This is a genomic window from Azospirillum sp. INR13 (genome assembly GCF_015390205.1).
Lineage (GTDB): Bacteria > Pseudomonadota > Alphaproteobacteria > Azospirillales > Azospirillaceae > Azospirillum.
Genome location: NZ_VUOI01000003.1, coordinates 258,531 through 283,640 on the forward strand (window position 1 = coordinate 258,531; position 25,110 = coordinate 283,640).

The window sequence follows — 25,110 nt, forward strand, 5'->3', positions numbered from 1 at the left end:
GCTTTTCAGGATGCGGTCGCCGATCCAGCCCGCGCGCCGGACGATCGCATTCAAGAGCAAGATATGAGAGTTCATCGACCGGGTCGAGCAGCCGGAGATTGCGATCGAATTCCCATGCCGAACGACCAGGGTGACAGCATCAGTGCGCCATCAGGACCGAACAGCCGAGTGCGGTTTCCAGCACGTAGCGGGTTGCGCCGCCGAGAGCCATTTCCCGGAACCGGCTGTGTCCATACCCACCCATGACCAGCAGGCCTGCACCGATTTCCTTCGCCCGGTCTGCCAGCAATTTCCCGGTCGGGCGGCCGTCCTCGTGAAGCACGTCGACCGCGGCCGAGATGCCATGCCACGCGAGATGGTCGGAAAGGCGCGTGACCATCGGTGCCGTGGGCCCGGTGACGTCATTGCTGCCGGCGATCGTCAGCAGTGTGGCGGTTCGCGCACGCCACAGGAGCGGCATGGCCGCGGCAATCGCCCTGGCCGCCTGTCGGCTGCCGTTCCAGGCGATCGCAACCGACGACAGCGCTTCGGCGTCCATGCCCGGTGCCGCCAGCAGGATCGGCTGGCCGGTTTCGAACAAAGCCGTCTCCAGCCGCATGACGTTGGGGGAAGCGTCGAAGGACTGGGCGAACAGGATCAGGTCGGCACATCGTCCCCGCTGGAGGAGAATATCCTCTGACAGCCCCATCACCTCCCGCCATGTCGCGGTGATCGAACCGGACGTAACGGCGATATCCGGATCCGGATAACCGACGCTGTGAACGCCGGCGGCGGCGATGGCCGAGTTGAAGCTGCGCCGGGCTTGCGACGCCCGCTCCTGATCGGCCTGCTCTGCCTCGCGGATCAGGCGCTCCAGCATGTCGGATGAGAAGCCTTCGGCAACCAGCGGTTGCGAAATCCGCGGGTCGGACCGCATATGTACGGCATCCACATGCCCATTGAACAGCTTGGCGATGGTAAAGGCGGCGTTCAGCGCCCGCTCATCCGTAGCGGCGCCATCGAGCGGAACCAGAATATGCTTGATCATGAACCGTCTCCTGGTGCGGAGGGGAGGTTCCATGACAGTTGCGCGAAGGCCGGCATCCGACCTTGATCCAGATTAACCTCGCTGACTCATGCGGCTGATCGTCAGCGCAACTCGGCCGATCGCAGCCGGGTTTATCCAGGTTAAGGCGGTGGGCGATCGACATGCGAGCATAGTGGGTGAGTATACCGGCTATTCGCCCATCGTGGAGGAACGCGTCATGAAACAACGGCATCAGGACAATGGTCCCGTCCGCGATCACCGCCCGCAACCCGAGCGCCGCGACCGGCTGATGCAGGAGCATGAACATGATCCCTACAAGTCGGCACTCAAGCCCGCCGATCCGAGCGTCTGTCCGCGTTGCCACGCGATCTACGAGGATGGGCGCTGGCGGTGGGGCGCAAGGCCGGCAGAGGCGTCCGAAATGGTATGCCAAGCCTGTCAGCGCATTCACGATGGCATCCCGGCCGGCATCCTGACGATGAGCGGCGACTTCGTGCAGGCTCATCGGACGGAAATCCTGGCGCAGGTCCGTCGTCAGGAGACGCTTGAGAAGGCCGAGCATCCGCTGAACAGGATCATGGACATCAGCAACACCGCTGATGGGATGACGGTAACCACCACCGATCTGCATTTGCCGCGGCGCATCGCCGAAGCTCTTCGGAATCATCACCAGGGTGTGGTCACATGGCATTACGATTAGGGCGAGTGCTTTTTGAGGGCAAATTGGCAGGCCGACTGAACGTCCTGATCGGGCACTGCAAACGCCAGTCATCGCTGCCGATCCTTATCGGTTCGACTGGTCGACGAAGAGGTGTATCGGGTCGTCGGCATGGCGATGACGGGTGGCCGGCTCCATCGGCGATAAACGGAGCAGGGGCCGGGCAGATGACAGTCCAACAGGGTTACGTCTACCTGTTGTGGGCTGACCTTGTACCCCAGTCTGTCATTTTGCGCCAAGTCCCTTCGCTACATGCCTCATGTGCCGGAGGAGGGCGCGGAAGCAGAAAAGGTGGATCGGGAGCCCAAGTTTCGGTCAACTCCGCGAGTTTTGCCAACCGCGACCAATCCATAACGCGCAGACGCCCCTTCAGGAAACTCAGCAACCCGGCCGCGCGCATCTCCTTCAAGGTCCGGCACACATGCACCGGTGTGAGGCCGGTGGCATCGGCGATCAATGTCTGGGTGATGGGAAGTGCGAATTCTTCCTCACAGGTGTCGAAGGCATGACTTTGGCGCTGACACAGCGCAAGGAGAAGTCGGGCGATCCGCTCGGTTGCGTTGCAGGTGCCAAGCCCCCCCAACAGGCGCCAGTCCACGATGGTTTCAGCCGCAAGAAGCGATGCCATCCGCAAAGCCAGTTCTGGTGCGAACTGGCAGAAGCGCATCAGCGACGGGCGCGGGATTGGACAAACTGTGAGGTCCGTCACCGCTTCCATCGTGCAGGGCATGCAGTCATCGGCGGTCGTCTCGAATCCGACCATGCTCCCCGGCATGGCAAAGCGGAGCACTTGGCGACGCCCATTCTCATGAAAGGCGGAAGCGACCGCCCAACCGCGGCGGATGATGAACACCATGTCGCTCGCATCCCCTTCGGCGAAGACGCAGCCTCCCGCCTGCACATGCCAAAGCGGGTGTTTGATGTTGCCCAGCGCAATGAGTTGCGCATCGGAAGCGCTGGCGCACAAGCCGTCGCGTCGAACCGGGCAGGATTGGCATTCTGGCCGCATGGGGAGCCTTTCTCACAAATCTCAATGCCTTGGATCACTCCGATTCGTGGGGAGCAGTTGAGCCTGTGCGAGGGAGTCGATCAGGGCTGAAACGATGATGTGGCTGCCGACCGGTCCATCGGACGCCTCCTGGGCTGCATCAAGATATCCGCCGAGACGACAGGCGACCGAGAGCTTTACAGCGACACCGAGAGGGGTTCGTGCAGGAGTGCTGATGAGCGATCGCAACAACCATTTCCTTTGAACCGCTTCGCCGCTTTCTGCTTCCCGATAGCGCTTGTGCAGCAGCAGCAGAGTATGGTCGCTGTGCGTCCCACTGGCGAGTGCGTCAATAGTTGAACTGAGGAGTTCTGCGTACAGCGCTTCATTTCTTGAAAAGCCATGCGATGACGACATGGTCATCTCCGCGGAGCTGAGGTGAGCCTAGCGGCAATTTCGATTTCGGGAGGCTCGTTCAGCGCTTAGATTTGTCCCATCATAGTGGATAGCGATCTGATCTGGATCAATTTCATGTGCACATATACCAATGGACCAATAGGCCACTCCAAATAAATGGGGATGAAACTCCGGGTCCGGAGATGTTGCCGGAAGGACATTGAACCGCGCCGGGATTCCCGGAGGCTCCAATTCCTGAGAAGATGGAGTCATCATGACGAAGCAGAGATCGGCGAATTACGCCGCTGATGCCCGCCGCGAGGGGCTCGGTCATCAACATCTTCTCGTGCTTCGCAGGAAAGATGCTGCCGGGGCGACCGTCCAGCCTCTATTCCCTGTCCAAGGCCATGGCTTACGAACTGGCGCCGCGCGGCATCCGCGTCAACGCCATCGCGCCGGGTACGGTGGACACGGATCTGCGCCGCCGCACCATCGCCGCGATGCCGAAGGACACCCAGTGCGCCATGGAAGAGTTGGTCAAGCGGCTTTACCCCTTGGGCCGGATCGGCCAAGCCAGCGACCTCGGCGGCATCGCCGTCCTTCTCGCTTCGTCGGAGGCCGCCTGGACCACCGGGGCGATCTTCGCGATCGATGGCGGGCTGACGATCACCTGACGGCTTGCATGGTCGGCAGATGACCGCTCGTCGCCTCGCGCGCTTGCTCCGCATCTCGGCGCACGACGGTGTCCGCGATGGCTTCGTGCTGGTCGCCGTGCTCCTCCCGGAATTGATCCTCGCCGATGTGGCGATACGTCTGGCCCCATTCCCGATGCTCTGGATGTGGCGGTCCCGCTGCGACGGCTCGGTCGCGGCGGTCGGGCCGGGCACCGCTGTGGCGCGTGGAGGGATGTCAGGCTGCCACGATGCCGCAGACCGGCCTCATAGCCCGCCCAGTTCGTCACCTGGAGCTTCATCTTCGGGATGTGACGGCGTCGGGCGTCGTGCTCATGCCGACGAACTTGTCGTGGGCGATCCGCCCCCGGCAACCTCACATCACCCGGTTCGCTGCAACAACGCCCATCACGGCAACCGACCGATACCGTTGCGACCGGGCGACAGGACGCCGGCCGGATCGCCCACCGCACGCAGTTCCGCCAGCAATGCGGCCGCGGGTGTCTGGCGCATCGTCTCAGGCACCGGCAGGCCGTTTGCCAGCCGATAAGGACGAAGCCCCGTTCCAATGCCGTTCCGATCAGATCCCGATAGGCGGCGAGAGCCGCCTCGTCCGCCCCCGGCGCAGAACGGTCGAACCCCAGCGTGAAATAGCACAGCAGGCAGCGGAAGCCGTTGGACTCGATCCCGACATTCAGGTCGATCCCGGCCTCTTCCAGCCGACCGCGCGCCCAGGTCAGATAACTGATCAAGGCTTGGCATTCGAAGGGAAAGGCGAGGCAGAGCCAGATCAACCCGCAGCCGTCGCGGTCGGGATCGGCGGTCGTGAGATCGGGATGCCGCTCTTTGCGCCAGTAGACCGTGCGCAGGTTGCGCCCATCCGGCACCCCCAGCCAATCCTCGAATCCCTCGATCCAGGTGCCTTCGCGCCTCGCGATGTCAACTTCCACCGTCCGGGACACCGCAGCGAAACGTCGGGACAGACGGGCGGCGCGGGCCTCCAGTATCTCCGGCGCCTCCGCCCGGATCACGGCGGAGGCATGCCACTCGTCCAATGCCGCCGATGCGAGCCGGTCGGCCGGTATCGCCGCGCGCACCTCGTCCAGCGCCAGCCACTTGATGCCGTTCCACAGGGTCAGCGATCGGTCGGGCAGGGATTGCTCACACTGGCAGTCGCGCCAAACCTCCATGAAGGCGGGCAGGGCATCGAGGCCTCCGATGTCCACCGACAGGATGGCGAGATCGCCGGGCATGGCTTCCAGCCGGATGACGGCGCCGGTCACCACCCCCAGGTTCGACTGGCTGAACAGCCCGTCGATCAGCGGGCCGGCCGGCGCCGGGTCGAGCCCGACCGTCCTGTCCGCTCCGAGCGGCCCGCAGCCGGTCCGCAGCCGCCGTCCGTCCGGAAGGGCGACGTCCAATTCGCAGAGCGAAGTCCAGCGCTCGCCCATGCTGCCGTCGCCGCGGTCGAGAGCGTTGGCGAGCGCGCTGGCCTGTGCCGGGCCGCCGATGACCGGCACGAAGAAGCGGTCGGTCCTTTCCGCCAGGAAGTCCGCCAGGGCCTGAAAGGTGACCCCGGCCTCGACCCGCACCAGCCCGCGCCGCCCGTCGAAGCCGGAGATGCGGTCCAGCCGGCGGAGATCGAGGACAACGGCCCCGTCCCGCGTCGGCGCCCGCGATCCCATTCCCCAGTTGGCGCCGCGGCTGACCGGATGGACCGGCAGGCGGTAACGGGTGGCGGTCGACAGGCAGGCGGCGGTCTGGTCGGCATCGCCCGGACTGACGACGGCCGATACCCGCACATCCGGTGCGAAGGTGCGGCGGCCCCAGTCCAGCCGGTCGGCTTCCCCGGTCCGGACATGCTCCGGCCCGACGATGCGGCGCCACTCCTCCAGCGCGCCGGCGGGCAGATCGATGCCGGAAGGGGAGGCGGCAGGGGAGGTGGTCGGCAAGGGCATTGCGGCAGTCCCGTTGTCGGGTTCATGGCGGCGGGTTCATGGCGGCTGGTGCATGTCAGCCGGTGCATCGTCGCAGATCGTGTACCGGCGGCGGCATCCCGCATTCATGGTATGTGACTTCCCGCCGTTGCCCGGTATGATGACGTTTGATTCGAACCATCGAACCGGCAGTCTGCAGGGGGCGTCACAGTGGATCAGGCAGGGTCAGCCGCCAGAGCCGACCACGTCATCTCGGTGATCCTGGTGGAGGACGATGCCCCGACCCGGGACTTCCTGGCCGCATCGCTGGCCGCGGGCGACGGGATTGCCCTGCAGGCGTCCGTCGGAACGCTGATGGAGGCGCGCACCGCATTGGAGCGCTGCCGCCCGAGCGTGCTGGTGACCGATCTGAAGCTGCCCGACGGTCACGGCAGCGACCTGATCCGGGAGGTGCGGCAAAGCCTGCCCGAGACGGAGATCATGGTCATCTCCGTCCTGGGGGACGAGCTGTCGGTGATGCAGGCGGTGCGGGCCGGCGCCTCCGGCTACATCCTGAAGGATGCGCGGCCGATCGACCTGATCGCGGCGGTGCATGACCTGACCAACGGCCGGTCTCCGATCTCCGCGTCCATCGCCCGCCACATCATCCGCCAGACCCAAGCAGGCCCGCCCGCCAAGACGGAGGAAGCGCCGCCCCCTCTGACCCCGCGTGAAATGGACATCCTGTGGGGCATCGCCAAAGGCTTCACCTACAACGACATCGCAGCGCGCCTGGGAATCAGCCGGCAGACGGTTCCCAGCCATATCAAGAACATCTACCGTAAGCTTGAGGTTAACTCCCGAAGCGAAGCGGTCTACACTGCAGTGGAGCGGAGAATCATCAAGCTGTCGGACTGACTCCAGTGAGCCAACACATCGCCGGATTGCCGGCCTCCGGTCCGCATTTGCCGATGCGCCTGCGGGCATGGCTGAAAGGCCGCGGTCCGCTGCTGCTTCTCTATTACGGACTGGCTGTCCTTCTCGGCCTCGGATTGGTGATGGCGACGCCGCCCACACCCGATGGCGCTCTGCCAATCGTGGAGGCGCGCTTCACCGCGGTGGCCGGCGACCACTCCGTGGACAGTCCGCCGCCCGAAGCGATGCCGCCCGGCGTCGCCACCGTCCCGCTTCCTTACCGTTGCAAGGCGGTTCCCGATCCGGTCGGCTGCTCCGGCCTGTTCCGACTGACCTTCCGCTACGCTCCGAATGAGGACGGGCACTGGTCCGTCTATGTGCCGATCCTGTCCGGGCGCATTACGCTGTGGGTGAACGGAGCGCTGCTGGCCGACAGCCAGACCACCCAGTCGGACATGGTCGTCAATCAGGCGATGCCGCTGATCCAGCGGGTCCCCACCCAGTTGCTGATAAATGGAGAGAACCGGATCGACATCCGCATGGACGCCTGGAGCCAGTCCGGCGGATTTCTCGAAACGGTGCTGGTCGGCCCGGACCGTCTGCTGCGTGCGGCTTACAGTGAGCGTGAGTGGATGATGGTCACGCTGCCGCGCCTGCTGGTCGCGTGGCAGGCGGCCTTGTGCCTGTCCCTGCTGATCGTGTGGATAGGTCACCGGGACGAGCCGATCCATTTGGTGATGAGCCTGATTCTCGGGCTGGGCGTGCTTCAGGGCCTGCCGATGTTCAGCACCGGACCGAGCGGGCTGGAATGGCTGTTCCGCGTCGTGAATTTCGCCGGCCAGTGGCAGGGAGCGCTGCTGCCCTTCGTGATGTGCCGTCTGGTCGGGCGTGAACTGGCCGTTCCGATCCGGCTGCTGCTGGTGGTTCCGGCGGTGATCGCCATTGCGTTCCTGATCACCGCCCTCGACCCGCCGCGGCTGCAGCCATGGTTCGCCCTGCTTTGGCTGGTCGCCGTCATCCCCTGGGCGATCGCGATGCTGGGCTGGTCGGCCGGGATCCTGATTTCGGCGGCGGTCCGGCGGAATCATGCTCCCGCCCAGATCGTGCTTGGCGGCTTGATCGTCATCATCCTGATGGCCGCCCATGACATCCTGTCGATGACCGGCGTTCTGGACCTGCGCGTGCCGTCGATGACCCGCTACATGGCGCCGCTGCTGATGACGGTGATCAGCGCGACGCTGATGTGGCGATTCGCCAAGGCGCTGGGCGAGGTCAGCCGCTTCAACGACGTTCTGCGGCGCGAGGTGGCGACGGCGGAGGCCGAATTGCGGGCCAGCTTCGCCCGCGAACAGGCGCAGACCCGTACCGCCGCCCTCGAAAGCGAGCGGCTGCGCCTGACCCGCGATCTGCATGACGGCTTGGCGGGGCAGCTGGTGTCGATCGTCGCCCAATGCGAGCTGCCGCAGCACGACTACCGCCGCATCGGTGCGGCGGCCCGGCAGGCTCTGGACGATCTGCGGCTGGTGGTGGCGTCGCTCGACGATGTCGGCAACGACCTTGGCATGATGCTGGCCCAGTTCTATGACCGCATCGGTCCGCAACTCCAGGCCCAGGGGATTGAACTCGACTGGCAGATGGCGCCGCTGCCCGACATCGAGGGGCTCAGGTCGGAACATGCCCTGACCCTGTTCCGCATCCTGCAGGAGGCCGTCACCAATGCGGTGCGCCATTCCGGCTGCCACCGGGTCGCCATCGTCATGGCGCCGGCACCGGCCGGCCATCTGGAGGGCGGTCCCGACAGGGAGGGGCGGTTCGCGGTTCGCATCGTCGTGCGGGATGAAGGCAGGGGAATTCCAGGTGGGATTCCAGATCGGATTAGGGGCGGGATCGCTGCCGCACGCCCCGGCAAGGGGCTGAACAACATGCGCACGCGCGCGGCGTCGCTGGGTGCCGAACTGACCCTGCTCAGCGGACCCGACGGAACGCGGGTCATCATCGATCTGCCGTTCCGCCTCCCTGGTTTGCAAGACATCCAATAGAGAAACCCGAGGCTGCATCACCACCGGGGCTTGCGGGACATTTGGATTCTCAAGGTCTCCCATAAACATGGGATTACCTCGAGCGGTTAGCGCCCATACAAATGATTTGACGCGAACTTTGCGCGTTTCCCGGCCGCGACGAATGTCGGGTCGAAAGACTTCCGATCATCCAATAACCAGGGATTGCAAGCATGAGCAAGATGCAGGCGGCGATGGTCGAACTTCCCGATGACGAGCTTCTGGTGGTGGTCGGGGGGACCGGCACGACCAATGCCCAGTCGGGTCATGCGCAAGAGGATGAGAACGGGGTCAGCGTCAGCGTCGGTGTCGAGGTCGCCAGCGCTTCGGGCAGTGTCGGCGTTTCCACTTCCACCAGCCACAATCTCGGCGGCGCCACCGTGACGGCCGAAGTGGGAGCCGGCGCGAGCGGTTCGGCCGGCGTGACCATCGGGTCCGGCGGCGTGACCGCCACGGCCGAGGGCTTTGCCGGCAGCCAGGGCAGCGTTTCGATCTCCAGCGGGCCGGTCACGAGTACCGTCAGCTACGAAGCCGGCGTCGGCGGCAGCGCCAGCGTTTCGGTTTCGGTCACGGGGGTGGAGGCATCCGCGTCCGGTTCTGTCGGCGTGTCGATGACCACCGAGGTTTCGGCCGGCGGAAATGTCGGCAACGGCGTCACGGTCGAGGGGACGGCCAGCCAAACCATCGCGATCGGCGCCGGCGGCGAGGTCACCGCCTCCATCGGCGCGGGCGGCGTCGATGCCGGGGCCAGCGGCTATGCCGGCATCTATCAGGAGGTCTCGGCCTCCGTCACCGTGGGCGACAACAATGTCAGCGGCACCGGGCAGGTCGGCTACATCAGCGGCGGGTCGGTCGGTGGCGGCACCGAGGTCACGGCCGGCTATTCCGACGGCCATGTCACCATCGGAACCGGCGTCAGCGTCGCGGTCGGCATCGGCGGCGTCACGCTGAGCAGCGAAGTCACCGTCAACACCGCCCCGCTCGAACATGCCGGCGCCCAGGCCGTCACCGCGGCCACTCCCGCCGTCACCGATGCCGCCCACACCGTTGCCAACACCGCGCAGTCCGTGGCCACCACGGCGGCTCCGGCGGTGACCGACGCGGCGCATACGGTGTCCAACACTGCCCAGAGCACCGCGAACACGGTCAGCAACACCGCGCAGTCGGTGACGCACGACGTGTCGAACACGGCGCAGAGTGCGGTCAACAGTGTCTCCAACACGGCGAAGAGCGTCACGAACACCATCAAGAAGAAGATGAAGAAGTGGTGATGCCGGGCGGCTCGGCGGCGGACGGCAGAGCGGCATGAGCGAGAGCGCGACGACGGAAAGGCCAGCGACGGCGTCGTCACCGGCTGGTGGCGGAAATCCAACGGTGTCGGGGGACAAAGGCGGCAAGGCGAGCTTCCGTGCCGAAGCTGCCGCGGCCGCCACCTCCGTTTCCCAGGTGGACGATGCCCTGGAGGTGGTGCGGCCGCCGGTGCTGGCCTTCTGCGTCACGCTGGCGTTGCTGGTCGTCGGCGTCGTCGTCTGGGCGTCCCTCACCGACGTTTCGATCAAGGTCACCGGTCAGGGCATCCTGGTCAGCCCTGCCGGCGTCATCGACGTGGTGTCGGAGTCGAGCGGCCGGATCAACGACATCCGCTTCAAGCCGGGCGACATGATCCGCCAGGGCGACGTCGTGGCGCTGGTCGACCAGAGCGAGCAGAAGCTGCGGCTGGCCGAGGCGGAAGGCGAGTTGCAGGATGCGCTTGCCGCCCGCGACGACATGCGGCGTTTCCAGGAGCGCGACCTGCATGCCGACGAGGTCTGGCGGCAGGCGCGCGAGCAGGCGGTCAACGGCAACATCGCCTCGCTGCAGGAACGCCAGCGGATGATGACCGAGCGCGAGGAACTGGTCCGCCAGCTCGCCGACCGCGGACTGACCACCCGCGACCGCGCCATCTCCGCCAAGATCGAGCTGTTCACCATCCGCTCCGACCTGGAGGCGCAGCGCAACGAGCTTCAGACCATGACGCTCGACGCCGCCCGCCGCCAGACCCAGCGCGAAAAGGACATGCTGGCCGCCGAGCAGCGGGTGGCGACCGCCTCGCGCGCGGTCGAATCCGCCCGCGACCGGCTGACGCGCTATGCCGCTGTTCTGTCTCCCTATGGCGGGCGTGTTGTCGAGGCCAAGGCGAATATCGGGCAGGTGGTGTCGAGCGGCGCACCCATCGTCAGCGTCGAGCGCGACGGCGCCTTGCCGGGGCAGGGCAGCGATCTGGTGGCGCTGGTCTATGTCGGGGCGCAGGACGGCAAGAAGCTGCGCCACGGCATGGAGGCCGACGTGTCGCCGGCATCGGTCCGCAAGGAGGAGCACGGCCATCTGGTCGGACGTGTCGACCGGGTGGCCGACACCCCCGCCAGCAGCGTCGGCATGCTCCGCACCCTGCAGAACGACGCGCTGGTCAACGAGTTCCAGAAGACGCTGCGCACCCCCTTCGAGATCATGATCCGGCTGGACCGCGACGCGGCCGGGGCGCTGCGCTGGTCGACCGGCAATCCGCCGAAATTCTCGATGGACGGCGGCACGCTGGTGTCGGTGGAGATCACCGTGCAGAAGGTGCGGCTGATCGCGCTGGCCCTGCCGATCCTTCAGCAATGGCTTCGGCTGGATCTGAGCAACGTGGCGACGGAGCCGGCCCCTCAGCCGGCCCCCTCCGGGGCCTGAGATGCGCACCCCGTCGATCCTGCAGATCGAGGCGGCGGAATGCGGCGCCGCGGCGCTCGGCATCGTCGCCGCCCATTACGGCCGCTGGCTGACGCTGGAGGATCTGCGCGAGCGCTGCGGCATCTCCCGCGACGGCAGCCGCGCCGCCAATCTGGTTCAGGCCGCGCGTGAGCTGGGCCTGCAGGCCCGCGGCGTGCGCACCGAGCCGGAGGGGCTGCACGGGCAGTCGGGGCCGATGATCCTGCATTGGGGAATGGACCATTTCCTGGTGCTGGAGGGACGGCGCGGGCGCTGGTGGTATCTGAACGACCCGGCGCGTGGCCGCCGCCGCGTAGACGATGCGGAGTTCCGCCGCCAGTTCACCGGTATTGCCCTGCTGATGTCGCCGGGACCGGAGTTCCGCAAGGGCGGTTCCGCGCCCAGCGCGCTGCGCGGCCTCGCCCGGCGGCTGCGCAAATCCTGGGGAGCGGTGTGGTTCGCCGCGGCGCTCAGCCTGCTGCTGGCGATCCCCGGCATGCTGTTCCCCGCCTTCCGCCAGATCTTCATGGACAGCGTCCTGGTCGGCGGGCTGGCCGACTGGATGTCGCCGCTGATCGGCGCGATGCTGGTGGTCAGCGTCGTCACCCTCACCTTCACATGGCTGCAGAAAAGCGTGCTGCACCGGCTGGAAACCCGTCTGGCCCTGCTGGGCGGCATCGGCTTCATGGAACGGGTGCTGCGGCTGCCGATGGGATTCTTCGGCCAGCGCGGGCCCGCGGCGGTCGCCGACCGCATCATGCAGAGCGACCGGCTGGCCGAACTGCTGGCGGGCGAGATCGGCGGCTGCCTGTTCGCCATCCTGACCGCGCTGACCTATCTGGCGGCGATGGCCTTCTACCAGCCGGCGCTGGCGCTCGTCGCCGTCGTCGCCGCCGCCGGCTTGGCCCTGGCGCTGGCCCTGTTGTCGCGCCAGCTGGAGGAGGGGCAGCAGCGTCTGCTGAACGAGTCGGCGCAGGAAGGCGCCGATGCCAAGCAGGGGCTGCGCATGATCGAGACCTACCGCGCCGCAGGGGCGGAGCGGCTGCTGTTCGAGCGGCTGGTCGCCCGCCATGCCCGCGTGCTGAACATCCGACAGTCGCTGATGCTGCGCCGCGCCGTGCTGCGGCTGCTGCCGGCATTCGTCGGCGGGGCGGCGTCGGCCGCGGTGGTCACCATCGGCGGCGGCATCGTCGCCGAGGGCGGCATGACCATCGGCGCCATGATGGGCTTCCTGGTCCTGCTGTCGGCCTTCCTGGCGCCGGTGTCGCGCCTCGTCCAGCTCGGCGTCCGCATGCAGGAGGCGCGCTCCTATCTGCGCCTGCTCGACGACACCATGCAGCATCCCATCGCCGAGGAGTTCCGGCAGCTCGAACCGCAACAGGCGCCCGCCGTGCTGCGGCGGCTGACCGGCCGGATCGAGCTGCGCGACGTGACCTTCGGCCATTCGCGCCGGGCACCACCGCTGATCCGCGGTCTGTCGCTGACCATCGAACCGGGCGAGCGGGTCGGGGTGGTCGGCGGCTCCGGCTCCGGCAAATCGACGCTGGCTCTGCTGACCGCCGGCCTCTACGAGCCCTGGTCGGGCGAAGTGCTGCTCGACGGCAAGCCGCTGCGCGAGATCCCGCGCCGGGTGCTGCGGCAGAGCGTGCAGGTCGTCGACCAGAACGTGACGCTGTTCGAAGGCAGCGTGCGCGAGAACATCGCGCTGTGGGACCCGACGGTGTCGGACGAGCGGCTGTTCGCCGCCGCCCGCGACGCGGTGATCCACGACATCATCATCGACCGCCGCGACGGCTACGCCTCCATGGTCAGCGAAGGCGGCGCCAACCTGTCCGGCGGCCAGCGCGCCCGCATCGAGATGGCGCGCGCCCTGGTGCAGAACCCGCGCATCCTGGTGATGGACGAGGCGACCGCCGCCCTGGACGATCACACCCAGGCGCAGCTGCTGTCCAACCTGCGCCGCCGGGGGGCCACCATGCTGGTGATCGCGCACCGGCTGACGGCGATCCGCGATTGCGACCGCGTTCTGGTGATGCAGAGCGGCGAGATCGTCGAGTCCGGTCCGCCGGCCGAACTGGCGCGCCGCGCGGGTGCCTTTTCCACGCTGATGCTGAGCATGGCCTGACCGGATGAACCGCCGATGACGACCGCAGCAGACGCGACCGCAATCGCAGCAGCCGACACCTCGGGGGCGGCCGGCCTTCCCGTCATCGACTTCCAGCAGCCGGCCGTGGCGCTGGAACCCGCCGGATCGGTGTGGTTCCTGGAGGAGGGCGAAGCCGACATCTTCGCCGTCGCCGCCATGGGGGCCAACGCCGGTTCCCGCCTGTTCCTCGGGCGGTTGCCGGCCGGCAGCCTTCTCGTCGGCATCGACGCCTTCATGCAGGGGCTGATCGCGGTGCCGGCCGCCGGGTCGCGGCTGGAGCCCGTCGCCGATCCGCTGGAGGAGATCGAACCGGACGCCCTGCTGGCCGGGATGGAATCCTGGTCGTCCACGCTGATTTCCGGCATCGCCGCCATCCTCTGGCACCCCGAGCGCATCGACCGGCAGGGACGGTGCGGCACGGCGGTCGATCTGGCCGAATCCCAGCTGGTGATGGTCCAGGAAGCCGGATTGTGGTGCGCCGTCCCCGCGCCCGGCGCCCTGCTGCTGGAACAGGAGATGGTCCAGGGCATCATGCCGCTGCCGCCGCGCGCGTGGCTGAAGGCCGCGGGGCCGATGCGCATCGTCTTCGGCCGCCGTCCCCTGCACCGCGACCTGCCCGCGGCGCTGACCGGCATCCATGCGCTGACCGCCGCCTGCGGTGAGATGCTGATGGGCGCCCGCGGTCTGGCCGAGGCGGACGAGGCCGGGCGGCTGTCGCTGCGCGGCGTGCGCGAGGCGGAGGAGGGCGAACGCTTCGTCCATCTGGCCGGCCGCCTGCTGGACCATGCCCGCAAGCCGCCGGCGCGGGCGGACGGCGGTCATCACGATCCGCTGTTCGCGGCAATGAGCGCGGTCGCCGCCCGCACCAACCCGCGCCTGCGGCTGCGCCGGCCGACGCTGCTGCGCGAACGCGACCTCGACGTCCAGCCGACGATGGAGGAGATCGCCCGTGCCTCCGGGCTGCACATCCGGCCGGTGACGCTGACGGAGGGCTGGTGGCGTCGCCCGCTCGGTCCGCTGGTCGGGACGAGGCTGGACGGTATGCCGGTGGCGCTGCTGCCGAACCGGCGCGGTTACGAAATGCTGGCCGGCGAAGGCGCCAAGCCGGTCCCGGTCACGGCAGCGGTCGCCGCCGGCCTGTCCCCCTCGGCCTGGACCATGGTGGAGCCGCTGCCGGACCGGCCGCAGACGGTCGGCTCGCTGATGCGCTTCGTCCGAACGCCGCCGGCCTTCTGGCTGCTGACTCTGGCGGTGGCGGCGCTGGGCGCGCTGCTCGGCCTCGCCATGCCGTTCGGGATGAAGTTCGCCTTCTCGTCGCTGGTGCCGGCGCGCGACCATGCCGGCCTGCTGGAGCTGGGCATCCTGCTGGGCTGCGTCGCCGCGGTCACGCTGGTGATCCAGCTGGTCGGCGAGGTGACGCGCCAGAGCATGCAGACCATGCGCGAGGCCGGGCTGCATGCCGGCCTGTGGGACCGGGTGCTGCGGCTGCCCATGCCGGTGCTGCGCCAGCATTCGGCCGGCGACATGGCGGCGCGGGTGGGCATGGCGATGGCGTTGCCGCTGGCCGCCCTGGGATTCATGGTCGCCGGCATCGGGACCGGCGCCGTGCTGGTGGCCAGCATCTTCGCCATGGCGTCCTTCCATGGCGGCGGCGCGGTGGTGGCCATGCTGGCGTTGGCGGTCCAGCTCGGGCTGGCGGCCTTGTCGGCGGTGCTGCGGGCACGTGTCTACAAAGTGGGGGAGGCGCTGAACGGGCAGGCCGATTCCCTGGCGATGCAGTTCCTGACCGGCATCGCCAAGCTGCGTCTGGCCGCCGCGAGCATTGGGCGCTCTCCCATTGGGCGGAGCGCTTCATCGGCATGCGCGAAAAGCGCATGGAGGTGCAGAAGATCGAGGGCTGCATGGCGTCGGTCAACGCGGCCTTGCCGGTGCTGGCGATGGCGGCGCTGTTCCTGGTCTTCCATGCCGCCGGGACCGACAGCGCCAGCATCGTCGCGATGATGACCGCCTACATGATCGCCAACGGGGCGGCGGCGGCGCTGGGTGACGGGTTCGGCGCCTTCTATCAGGTCTATGCCGCCCGTGGCTACGCCGATCCGGTGTTGAATTGCGCGCCGGAACCGGCGCTGGGGCGCATCGATCCCGGCCGGTTGTCCGGCCAGATCGTGGTCAGCGGGCTGTATTTCAACTACGCCCAGGCGGAGACCCCGGTCTTCGCCAATCTCAATCTCACCATCGCCGCCGGCGAGTATGTGGCGATCCTCGGCCGGTCCGGTTGCGGCAAATCCACGCTCGTGCGGCTGTTGCTGGGGCTGGAACGGCCGCGGGTGGGCAGCATCACCTATGACGGCAACGACCTGTCCTCGCTCGATCTGGGGCTGTTGCGGCGGCGGGTCGGCACCGTGCTCCAGGGGGCGCAGCTTCCGCCGGGCGCGCTGATCGACGTGGTGCGCGGCCTGAGCGGCGCGACCGCGGCGGAAATCTGGGACGCGCTGGCGGCGTCGGCCATCGCCGACGAAATCCGGGCGATGCCGCTCGGCGTGCGCACGCCCATCGCCGATGCGTCGCGCACGCTGTCGGGCGGACAGGTGCAGCGGCTGCTGCTTGCCCGCGCGCTGGTGACCAAGCCCGACGTCCTGATCCTCGACGAAGCGACCAGCGCGCTCGACAACGCCACCCAGGCGGCGACCATCCGCACCCTGACTTCGCTGGACTGCACCCGGATCGTCATCGCCCACCGGCTGGAGACCATCCGCGGCGCCGACCGGATCCTGATCCTGGACGGCGGCCGCGTCGCCCATGCCGGCCGGTTCGCCGACCTGCAGGCCCGTGGATTGCTGGGGGCGTAGTGCCCTCAGCGCAGGCCATGTCCGAGGGAAGCACGCTGTCGCCCAGCCAGGCCGGCAACGGTTCCGTCACCATCTGGAAATTCAGCACCGGCACGATGGAGCGCCGCAGGCCCCGCCATAGGTCGTCGGTGTAGGCGTTGGTCGATCGCGGTGGAGAGGCCGGTCACGCCCGCGCCGACGATGGCGAGATTGGCATCGTTGAAGTCGTAGGCCGGATTGTGCAGCAGGCAGCCGCCCTCGGCCGGACCGTTGCCGAGCCAGCTGTAGCAGCCCGGCCGCTCCTTCAGCATGAAGGCGAAATCCTCGGCGCCCATGGACGGCATGGGGTCGTGGTCGATGTTCCATTCCCCGCTGGGCGCCGTCGCCGCCATCATCGGCGGCTTCGGCCGGCCTTTCGGCGCGTTCCTCGGCGGGCTGATGCCGGGCGTGATACAGGCAGTCGCCATTCTGGCGCAGCATCGCCTGATGCCCGGCCACGAGCCGCGTCCGCACAGCCATGTGCATCAGCAGATCGTCCTCATCCTGGCCGGCACCATCCGCTTCCACGTCAATGGCGAGCAGCATCCGGTCGGCCCGAACGGCCTGCTCGCCATTCCGTCCAATGTCGAGCATTCGGGGAGGTCGTCGGCGTCGAGCCGGTTCTGAACCTGGACATCTTCACGCCGAAGAGGCCAGAATATTTGTAACACGAACGGACGATCCGCCGTTCGACGCAGTGGACCAGTCCAACAAGGGAACAGCGCCGGTGAATCTCTTCTCCCTCCTCGATCAGGCGGCGGCCCGCCATCCCGACCGCGGGGCGGTGTTCCGCGGGACCGAGCCGGTCCACAGCTTTGCCGAGCTGCGCTCGCGCGCGTTGCGGATCGCCGGCGGGCTGCGCGCATCGGGACAACCGGGCGACCGGATCGCCATCGCCAGCGAGAATGTGCCGGACTATGTCGAGCTGCTCTTCGCCATCTGGGCGGCCGGGATGGCGGCGACGCCGGTCAACGCCAAGCTGCACCCGCGCGAGCTGGTGCAGATCCTGGAGGATTCCGCGGCGTCCACCGTCTTGGTTTCGCCCAAGCTGGCCGGCGGGCTGGAACAGGCGCTGACCGGGTCGCCGGCGGCGTCCTGCCGCCGCATCGTCATCGGCGGGGCGGACCATGCGGCGCTGGCGGCAGGGGAGGAATGGGCCGGACCGGTGAACCCAGACCCGGAGGCGCTGGGCTGGCTGTTCTACACCAGCGGCACCACCGGCCGGTCGAAGGGGGCGATGCTGTCCCACCGCAACCTGCTGGCCATGACCGTCGCCCATCTTGCCGATGTCGAGGCGGTGGACGAGGAGTGCAGCCTGCTGCATGCCGCACCGATGTCGCACGGCTCCGGCCTGTACATGGCGGCCTATGTCGCCCGCGGTGCCCGGCAGGTGGTTCCGGCCTCCTCGGCCTTCGAACCGGCGGAATTCCTCGACCTTTGCGACCATCATCCCGGCTGCGGCGCCTTCCTGGCCCCGACCATGGTGCAGCGGCTGCGGCTGGAGGCGGAGCGCAGCGGGCGGCGGCCGGCGAATCTGCGCTCTATCGTCTATGGCGGCGGGCCGATGTATGTGGAGGAACTGCGGCGGTCGCTCGCGACCTTCGGTCCGGTCTTTGCCCAGATCTACGGCCAGGGCGAGGCGCCGATGACCATCACGTCCTTGCGCCGCCGCGACCATGCCACCGATGACGACGCGGTGCTGGGCTCCGTCGGCTTCGCCCGCAGCGGCGTCGAGGTGGCCGTGGTGGATGCCGAAGGCCGGCCGCTGCACCCCGGCGAGGTGGGCGAGATCGTCTGCCGCGGCGACGTGGTGATGGCCGGCTACTGGAACAACGACAGGGCGACGGCCGAGGCGCTACGCGACGGCTGGCTCTACACCGGCGACATGGGATCCTTCGACCGGCGCGGGTACCTGACGCTGCGCGACCGGTCGAAGGACGTCATCATCAGCGGCGGCACCAACATCTATCCGCGCGAGGTGGAGGAGGTGCTGCTGCGCCATGCGGACGTCGCCGAGGTCTGCGTCACCGGCCAGCCCGATCCGGAATGGGGCGAGATCGTCGTCGCCTTCATCGTCGCCGAACCCGGTCGCGAGATTTCTCCCGACAGCCTCGACGCCCACTGCAACGCCAGCATCGCCCGCTTCAAGCGGCCCAAGCGCTACCTGTTCGTCGACGGCCTGCCGAAGAACAATTACGGCAAGGTGCTGAAGCGCGAACTGCGCGAGCGTCTGGTTGCCGGTGCATAAGATGTGCTGCCGGCCATGCAACTGTGCGGCAAGATGCCGGAGCCGATCCGGGTGAAGGACGCCGCGCTGGGTGGCGTCTTCAACATGGGCGGGACCTCGGTCGCCAATTGCGCCGGTGTTCTGGAACGCATTCGCTGACAGCGGCCTCCTCCGTCGGGACGTCACTTCCGGCGGAGGACATCAATCCTGTTCCGTCGCGACGGTGAAGTTCCGATCCTCGCTCCTCAATTCGTCGAGCAGCCCGTCGATGATGCGCAGCGCCTGTACGGTGGCGGCATTCATTTCGCTTCCGGCGGGATGAATGAGGAACAGCGTTCGCATCAGCGCCGGGTCGCTGATCGGCCGGATCACCAGGGCGCCCGCCTGGATGTCCTCCGCCACGGCGCTGTGCGGCAGGATCGCGCAGGCCAGTCCACGCCGGACCATGTCCTTGATCGCCTGCATCGATTCGAGCGAGAAGGCGACGTTCGGCACCAGCCCGCGCGCGGTCATCGCGTCGGTGACCAGGCGCCGGACCAGATCGCCCTCGTTGGGCATCGCCAGTTCGGCGTCGGCGATGGCCGCCAGCGACAGGGAACCGGTCCGGTCGAAGCGCGAGCCCGGATGGGTGATCAGGCACAGCGCCTCGTTCAGCCGCGGTTCCCGATGCAGCATGCGGCTGCGCGGCACCGTATAGGCCAGCGCAAGATCCAGCTTGCCTGAGGAGACATGACCGATCAGGGCGTGGCTCAGTTCCTCGAACAGCTTCAGTTCGACCCCAGGCAGGGCGCCGCGTAGCCGTTCCATCAGCCTGCCGGCCAGAAGCCCCGACAGGCTGGGGGTCAGTCCCACGGCCAGTGTTCTTGGAACCTGCCCGGCAACCTCGCGCAGCGAGCGTTTCAAGTCCTGCAGGCGCCGCACCATCAGCCGTGCCTCTTCCAGGAAGAGGAGGCCGGCCGGGGTGGGGTGGGTCCCGGTGACGGTGCGCACCAACAGCGGCACGCCGAACTCCCTTTCCAGCGCCTTGATCTGGACCCCCAATGCCGGCTGCGCGATGTTCAGCGCCAGCGCGGCCTTGCTGATGCTGCCCAATTCGCAGACCAGGATGAAGCTTTCAAGCTGGCGGCTGCGCATCTGTCGGACCCATCGTTGCGGCGGTTCGCGTCACTTGCCTCGAAGCAATGGCAGAACGGTGCGCCACGGACACGGCCCGAAGCCTCGCACCGGAGGCGGGGGAGGGCAAACAATTTTTGTATGGGGGTGGTCCAAAGCTGTCCTGGACAGAGCCGGCGGGCTGCATTTGTATGCTTACAAAACAAACAGAATTCAGGCGAAACGTCGAACGCCCGACACTGGGAGGGAGATGCAATCCATGCGTGGCCTATCGTCAGAAAGAGCGCCGGTTCCCCAGGAAGCGGCAGGGGGGCCCTATCCGTCGCACCCCATACCCTTCGGCCGCTCCCAGGGGGCCAGCGGCTCGGCGGCCGGAAGCCATGCGGTGATGACGGGCGTCACCCGCATCTTCGGAACCGCCGTCCACGCGTTGGGGCCGGTCGATCTGGAGCTGCGCCGGGGAGAGTTCTTCTCCATCGTCGGGCCGTCCGGCTGCGGCAAATCCACCCTGCTCGACGTGCTGGCCGGGCTGAGCAGCCCCACCGACGGCACCATCACCTTCGAGGGCAAGCGCGTGCGCGGCACGGTTCCCGACGGGGTCGGCGTGGTGTTCCAGGAGGATGCGTCCTTCCCCTGGCTGAGCGTGCGCGACAACATCGCCTTCGGCCTGCGCCGCGCCGGCTTCCGCGGCCCGGAGGCGGAGGACCGCGTGCGCCATGCCATCGATTTCATGGGTCTCAACGACTTCGCCGACGCCTATCCCAACCAGCTGTCCGGCGGCATGCGCCAGCGCGTCTGCATCGCCCGCACGCTGGTGATGCGTCCGCGCCTGGTGCTGCTCGACGAACCGTTCGGCGCGCTCGACCAGCAGACGCGCCTGCTGATGGGCGACGAGCTGCTGCGGCTGTGGCGGGCCAGCGGGGCAACCGTCCTGCTCATCACCCACGCGCTGGACGAGGCGGCGATGCTGTCCGACCGCATCGGCGTGATGTCGTCGCGTCCCGGCCGCTTCATCGAGATCGTCGAGACCGGCTGGCCGCGCGACCGGACCAGCGCCATCGCCGCCGAACCGGCCTTCGGCGACGTCACCACCCGCCTGTGGAACACGCTGCGCGAGGAATCGCTGAAGGCGATGGCAAGCCAGCGGAGGGTCGCGGGATGACGCGCGCCGGCATCCAGCGCCTGCTGATCACCGCCTCGGCCGTCCTGACGCTGGAGGCGTCCTGCCGCCTGGGCTATGTCGGGCGCGGCACCATGATCCCGCCGTCGGAGATGCTGACCGAGCTGGTCCGGCTGATGGGAACCGACGGATTCTGGACGCAGATCGGCTTCACCCTGCGCAACATCCTCGCCGCCGCCGTCGCCGCGATGGTGGCGGGATTCGCCGGCGGCGTCGCGCTTCACGCCCTGCCGCGGGTGCGCCGGGCCGTGGAGCCGTTGATCGCCAGCTATTACGCCCTGCCGTTCTTCGTGCTGTATCCGCTGTTCATCGTTCTGCTCGGCATGAACGCTCTGCCGATCATCGCCATGGGCTTCCTCTACGCGGTGATGGCGATGGTGACGGCGACGCTGTCGGGACTGGACCGCATCCCGCCGGTGCTGCGCAAAGTCGGCCGCACCTATCGCCTCGACCGTTTCCAGGACGCGCTGCTGATCCAGCTTCCGGCGGCCGGGCCGCACATCTTCACCGGGGTGAAGCTGGCGTTGAGCTATTCGGTGACAGGCGTCATCGGGGCGGAGTTCATCCTGGCCGGCAGCGGGCTCGGCTACTCCATCGCCTTCGCGTACAACAATCTCCAGGACCGGACGATGTACGCGCTGCTGCTGTTCGTGGTGGTGTTCGTATCGAGTCTGACCGTCCTGTTGCACTGGGCGGAACAGCGGGTGCGCCACCGCTCCGGTGCCGGCCGCGTCGGCGCCGCCCGCGACACCGCCGGGGGCGGGGAAAAGCTGGTGGCCGCCGCCGTCATCGCCCTGCTGATCCTGGGCGGCTGGCAGCTGTTCCACGGGCTAGCGGGGGACGAGGCTCTGGCCTCGCCCGCCGTCACCCTGAACCGGCTGATGGTCCTGTTCGGCAACCCGTCCTTCTGGGAAAACGTGGCGGAGACAGCCAAGGCGCTGGGGCTGTCGCTGCTGATCTCCTGCATCGGCGGCGGGCTGGCGGGCGTGCTGATCGGCGCGAACCGGTCGCTGTCGGACGTGCTGGAACCGCTGTTCGTCACCCTCTACGCCATTCCCAAGGTCACGCTCTATCCGGTGATCCTGCTGCTGTTCGGGCTGGGCATGCCGGCAAAGGTCGCCTTCGGCACGCTGCACGGCTTCATCCCGATGATGCTGGTGACGATGGGGGCCATCCGCGCCATGAACCCGGTGCTGCGGCGCTCGGCCCGCGCCATGCGGCTGACGCGGATGCAGACGCTGACCGCGATCCTGGTGCCGGCGACGGTCCCGGAGATCGTGACCGGCCTGCGCATCAGCTTCTCCATCACCCTGCTGGGCGTGATGGTCGGCGAGATGTTCGCCTCCAAGCGCGGGCTGGGCTTCATGATCATGAACGGCATCAGTGTCAACGACACCGCGACGATGATGAGCGTCACCGTGCTGATCGGCCTGTTCGCCCTGGCGGTCAACAGCGCGCTGCTCGCGCTCGACAACCGGATGCACCGGGTCGCCTGAGCGGCGCCCGCCTCCGCCCCACGTCCCGCTTTCGCCCGTCACCTTCTTCCCGGCCGCCGGCCAGTCCGGCGGAAAGGACCCTGTCATGCCCATCGAAACCGCGACGCTGATCGACGTCCATGCCCATGTCCGTCTGGAGGCCACCAACGGCGCCGCCGGAATCCACGGGCCGGAGCACGGCGTCGACGAGAATGGCCAGCCCTGGTACCGCGTCGGCAATTACCGGCTGAGCGGCGTCCGCCACCTGAACAGCCCCTTCACCGACCCGGAGCTGCGGCTGCGCCGCATGGACCAGGCCGGCATCGATTTCCAGGTGCTGTCGGCCAGCCCGCTGAACTACTTCCACCACATCGACGTCCCTTCGGCCGTCTCCTTCTGCCGCCGGCACAACGACGCGCTGGCGGAGCTGGTCGCGCGCTATCCCGACAGGCTGGGCGGACTGGCCGCCCTGCCGATGCAGGATCCGCGCGCCGCGACGGACGAACTGGAGCGCTCCGTCACCGAACTGGGCCTGTGGGGGGCGGCGACCGGCACCGAATTCGCGGGCGAGCCGCTGCACAGCCCGGAGTTCGACAGGCTCTACGAGGCATTCGTCCGGCTGGACGTGCCGCTGTTCCTGCATCCGGCCCCGGCCGGCATCGACGGACCGCCCGGCGATCCTTCGCTGAAGCGATTCGACCTCGACGTCATCATCGGCTTCGCCGCGCAGGAGACCATCGCCGTCGCCACCCTGATCTTCGGCGGCGTGCTGGAACGCCACCCCAGGCTGGACGTCTGGATCAGCCATGGCGGCGGTGCCGCCGCCTTCACCGCCGGACGGCTGGCGCAGGCCGGCATGAAGCGCCCGTGGGCCAGCCAGTCGATGAAGAAGGATGGCGCCTTCGAGGAGATGCTGTCGCGGCTGTGGTTCGACACGCACCTGAACGACGACCGGGCGCTGGCACTGCTGACCCAGGTGGTTGGACCGGACCGGCTGGTCTTCGGCACCAACTTCGCCGGCTGGGACCAGCCGGAGGACGGACACCACGGCGCCGTGTCGCCGGCGCTGGCCGGCAACGCCCGCCGCCTGCTCAGAAAAGACAAGATCTTCAACGGAGGGACGCCATGACCATCACCCGATTCCTGACCCGCGCGCTGGCCGCGGTGCCGCTGATCGGCGGCCTGCTGGCCTCGGCGCCGCAGGCCCATGCGCTGGAGATCATGGCGTCCCATTACGGCGCCCTGCTGAACACCGCCCCGATCGCCGTGGCGCTGGAGCGGGGCGACTACAAGAAGAACGGCGTCGACGTCACCGACGTGATGAGCTCGGTCGGCGGCGGCACCGGCATCCGCAACATGGTGGGCGGCGGGCTGGGCTACGGCATCGTCAGCACCTCCACCGCGCTGGCCGGCATCAGGCAGGGCATGGACATCCGCATCGTCCACACCGCGATCCGCCGGGTGGACGACCTGCTGTGGGTGACGCGGCCGGACAGCGGCGTCTCCTCGGTCAAGGATCTGGTCGGCCGCAAGGTCGGCATCACCGCGCCGAAATCGTCGAGCGAACTGATGGTCGTCATGGCCTTCGAGGCGGCCGGCTTCCCCGGCAAGGCCGACATTGTGGCGCTGGGCTCCGTCGGCTCCGGCCTGTCGGCGCTGGAACAGGGCGGGGTGGACGCGGCGCTGATCCTGGAGCCGCTCTACAGCGCCCGCAAGGACCGCTACAAGGTCGCCTTCTCTCTGGAGAACCTGCCGTCGATGACGCCGACCGTCGGCGTCGCCACCGGCGACTTCATGCGCAAGAGCCCGGACCAGCTGCGCGGGCTGCTCGCCGCCTGGCGCTCGGCGGTGAACTTCATCTACGAGAACCCGGAGGAGGCAGCGAGGATGGTCGCCAAGCGCTACGGCGACACGCTGCCGGTCGATGTCGCCACAACCTCGATGAAGCGCATGGCGGCGATCAAGTACTGGAGCCAGGGCGATTTCGACATGGACGGCCTGAACATCTGGGTCAAGGGCATGGAGCGCATGGGCGAGTGGTCCGGCCCGGTGGACTGGTCGAAGGTGCTGGACGACTCCTTCCTCGCCGCCGACCTGCGCAAGTGACGGGGTATTCCGCCATGACCCAGCAAATCCCGGCCGCGGGCGGCGCGCTGGCCGTCGTCATCGGCGGCGGCAACGGCATCGGGGAGGAGACCGCCCGCCTGATGGCGTCGCGCGGCTGGCGGCTGGCGGTCGCCGACCTCGACCCGGAGGCGGCGGAGCGGGTGGCCGGCGAGATCGGCGGCGCCACGCTGGCGCTCGACATCGCCGACGCCGACGCGGTCGAGCGGGCGGCCGCCGCCATCGAGGCGGCGCATGGTCCGGTCGGCGCCCTGGTGGTCGCCGCCGCGGTCTTCCAGCCGGTGCTGCCGCCGGCCGAGCTGCCGCTGGAGGTGTGGGAGCGCACGGTCCACGTCAACCTGACCGGCACCTATTACGCCAACCGCGCCTTCGGCACCCGCATGGCGCGGCAGGGGCGGGGCAGCATCGTCAACATCGCGTCGATCGCCGCCATCGGTTCGGTGCCGGTCCATGCCTATGCGTCGAGCAAGGCGGGGGTGGTCAGCCTGACGCTGAACCTTGCCGGGGAGTGGGGGCGCGCCGGGGTCCGGGTCAATTGCGTCTCGCCGGCTCGACGCTGGTGC

At 68.1% G+C, this 25,110-nt stretch carries 22 protein-coding genes and 1 pseudogene; 17 read left to right on the forward strand and 6 right to left on the reverse strand.

Features of this window, described 5'->3' with window-relative positions:
- Positions 1-139: 139 nt before the first annotated feature.
- Positions 140-1,060: a universal stress protein gene (locus tag F1643_RS04465; protein WP_370540463.1), complete on the reverse strand. Its 921-nt coding sequence runs from the start codon at positions 1,058-1,060 to the stop codon at positions 140-142.
- A gap of 55 nt (positions 1,061-1,115) precedes the next feature.
- Between F1643_RS04465 and F1643_RS04470 the strand changes: the two genes are divergently transcribed.
- Positions 1,116-1,727, forward strand: a complete 612-nt coding sequence (locus tag F1643_RS04470) for a BCAM0308 family protein (protein ID WP_206692327.1) — start codon at positions 1,116-1,118, stop codon at positions 1,725-1,727.
- Positions 1,728-1,935: 208 nt separating this feature from the next.
- Here F1643_RS04470 and F1643_RS04475 read toward each other — a convergent pair whose 3' ends face one another.
- Positions 1,936-2,754, reverse strand: coding sequence for a Crp/Fnr family transcriptional regulator (locus F1643_RS04475; protein WP_194911106.1), 819 nt, complete (start codon positions 2,752-2,754; stop codon positions 1,936-1,938).
- A gap of 21 nt (positions 2,755-2,775) precedes the next feature.
- Complete coding sequence (locus F1643_RS04480) at positions 2,776-3,150, reverse strand: hypothetical protein (RefSeq protein WP_194911108.1); 375 nt, start codon at positions 3,148-3,150, stop codon at positions 2,776-2,778.
- Between the two features lie 287 nt (positions 3,151-3,437).
- On the opposite strand from F1643_RS04480, the gene F1643_RS22225 reads away from it, so the two are divergent.
- Positions 3,438-3,803 (forward strand): SDR family NAD(P)-dependent oxidoreductase, encoded by a 366-nt coding sequence (locus tag F1643_RS22225; protein ID WP_194911110.1) that lies wholly within the window; start codon positions 3,438-3,440, stop codon positions 3,801-3,803.
- Between the two features lie 1,391 nt (positions 3,804-5,194).
- On the opposite strand, the pseudogene F1643_RS22230 reads toward F1643_RS22225, so the two are convergent.
- A pseudogene (locus F1643_RS22230) lies at positions 5,195-5,758 on the reverse strand (FAD-binding oxidoreductase); the annotation flags it as partial.
- Positions 5,759-5,947: 189 nt separating this feature from the next.
- Between F1643_RS22230 and F1643_RS04490 the strand changes: the two are divergent.
- From F1643_RS04490 to F1643_RS04515, 7 genes are all read left to right on the forward strand, one after another.
- The gene (locus F1643_RS04490; protein ID WP_370540464.1) at positions 5,948-6,634 is read left to right on the forward strand and encodes a LuxR C-terminal-related transcriptional regulator; all 687 of its coding nucleotides are present in this window, start codon (positions 5,948-5,950) and stop codon (positions 6,632-6,634) included.
- Between the two features lie 5 nt (positions 6,635-6,639).
- Positions 6,640-8,670, forward strand: coding sequence for an ATP-binding protein (locus tag F1643_RS24405; protein ID WP_194911112.1), 2,031 nt, complete (start codon positions 6,640-6,642; stop codon positions 8,668-8,670).
- Positions 8,671-8,861: 191 nt separating this feature from the next.
- Positions 8,862-9,959, forward strand: a complete 1,098-nt coding sequence (locus F1643_RS04500; protein ID WP_194911113.1) for a hypothetical protein — start codon at positions 8,862-8,864, stop codon at positions 9,957-9,959.
- 103 nt (positions 9,960-10,062) lie between these two features.
- A complete protein-coding gene (locus F1643_RS04505; protein WP_194911115.1) occupies positions 10,063-11,397 on the forward strand; it encodes an NHLP bacteriocin system secretion protein in 1,335 nt (444 codons plus the stop codon).
- Between the two features lies 1 nt (position 11,398).
- Positions 11,399-13,540 (forward strand): cysteine peptidase family C39 domain-containing protein, encoded by a 2,142-nt coding sequence (locus F1643_RS04510; protein WP_194911125.1) that lies wholly within the window; start codon positions 11,399-11,401, stop codon positions 13,538-13,540.
- Positions 13,541-13,555: 15 nt separating this feature from the next.
- Positions 13,556-15,562: a hypothetical protein gene (locus F1643_RS22240; RefSeq protein WP_255542393.1), complete on the forward strand. Its 2,007-nt coding sequence runs from the start codon at positions 13,556-13,558 to the stop codon at positions 15,560-15,562.
- An 11-nt stretch (positions 15,563-15,573) separates the two neighbouring features.
- Positions 15,574-16,410 carry an ATP-binding cassette domain-containing protein gene (locus F1643_RS04515; protein WP_255542414.1) on the forward strand — a complete coding sequence of 279 codons (837 nt, stop codon included), beginning with the start codon at positions 15,574-15,576 and terminating at the stop codon, positions 16,408-16,410.
- 5 nt (positions 16,411-16,415) lie between these two features.
- Here the strand turns inward: F1643_RS04515 and F1643_RS24410 are convergent, their stop codons facing one another.
- Positions 16,416-16,733, reverse strand: a complete 318-nt coding sequence (locus F1643_RS24410; RefSeq protein WP_370540465.1) for a hypothetical protein — start codon at positions 16,731-16,733, stop codon at positions 16,416-16,418.
- Positions 16,734-16,746: 13 nt separating this feature from the next.
- Here F1643_RS24410 and F1643_RS24415 point away from each other — a divergent pair, with 13 nt between their 5' ends.
- From F1643_RS24415 to F1643_RS22255, 3 genes are all read left to right on the forward strand, one after another.
- Positions 16,747-17,055 (forward strand): cupin domain-containing protein, encoded by a 309-nt coding sequence (locus tag F1643_RS24415; RefSeq protein WP_206692329.1) that lies wholly within the window; start codon positions 16,747-16,749, stop codon positions 17,053-17,055.
- A 100-nt stretch (positions 17,056-17,155) separates the two neighbouring features.
- On the forward strand, positions 17,156-18,676 hold the full coding sequence (locus F1643_RS22250; RefSeq protein WP_194911139.1) for an AMP-binding protein: 1,521 nt from the start codon (positions 17,156-17,158) through the stop codon (positions 18,674-18,676).
- A 3-nt stretch (positions 18,677-18,679) separates the two neighbouring features.
- Complete coding sequence (locus F1643_RS22255) at positions 18,680-18,814, forward strand: hypothetical protein (protein WP_255542395.1); 135 nt, start codon at positions 18,680-18,682, stop codon at positions 18,812-18,814.
- Positions 18,815-18,856: 42 nt separating this feature from the next.
- Here F1643_RS22255 and F1643_RS04535 read toward each other — a convergent pair whose 3' ends face one another.
- Positions 18,857-19,789: a LysR family transcriptional regulator gene (locus F1643_RS04535; RefSeq protein WP_194911141.1), complete on the reverse strand. Its 933-nt coding sequence runs from the start codon at positions 19,787-19,789 to the stop codon at positions 18,857-18,859.
- A gap of 367 nt (positions 19,790-20,156) precedes the next feature.
- Between F1643_RS04535 and F1643_RS04540 the strand changes: the two genes are divergently transcribed.
- The 5 genes from F1643_RS04540 to F1643_RS04560 form a co-directional block, all read left to right on the forward strand.
- Positions 20,157-20,930, forward strand: coding sequence for an ABC transporter ATP-binding protein (locus F1643_RS04540; RefSeq protein WP_194911143.1), 774 nt, complete (start codon positions 20,157-20,159; stop codon positions 20,928-20,930).
- On the forward strand, positions 20,927-22,444 hold the full coding sequence (locus F1643_RS22260) for an ABC transporter permease (RefSeq protein ID WP_255542396.1): 1,518 nt from the start codon (positions 20,927-20,929) through the stop codon (positions 22,442-22,444). Before F1643_RS04540 ends, F1643_RS22260 begins: the two co-directional genes overlap by 4 nt.
- Before the next feature lie 85 nt (positions 22,445-22,529).
- The gene (locus tag F1643_RS04550; protein WP_194911146.1) at positions 22,530-23,552 is read left to right on the forward strand and encodes an amidohydrolase family protein; all 1,023 of its coding nucleotides are present in this window, start codon (positions 22,530-22,532) and stop codon (positions 23,550-23,552) included.
- Positions 23,549-24,529: an ABC transporter substrate-binding protein gene (locus F1643_RS04555; RefSeq protein ID WP_194911148.1), complete on the forward strand. Its 981-nt coding sequence runs from the start codon at positions 23,549-23,551 to the stop codon at positions 24,527-24,529. The genes F1643_RS04550 and F1643_RS04555 overlap by 4 nt, the downstream gene beginning before the upstream one ends.
- A 14-nt stretch (positions 24,530-24,543) precedes the next feature.
- A partial coding sequence (locus tag F1643_RS04560; protein WP_194911151.1) for an SDR family NAD(P)-dependent oxidoreductase occupies positions 24,544-25,110 on the forward strand: 567 nt, incomplete at its 3' end.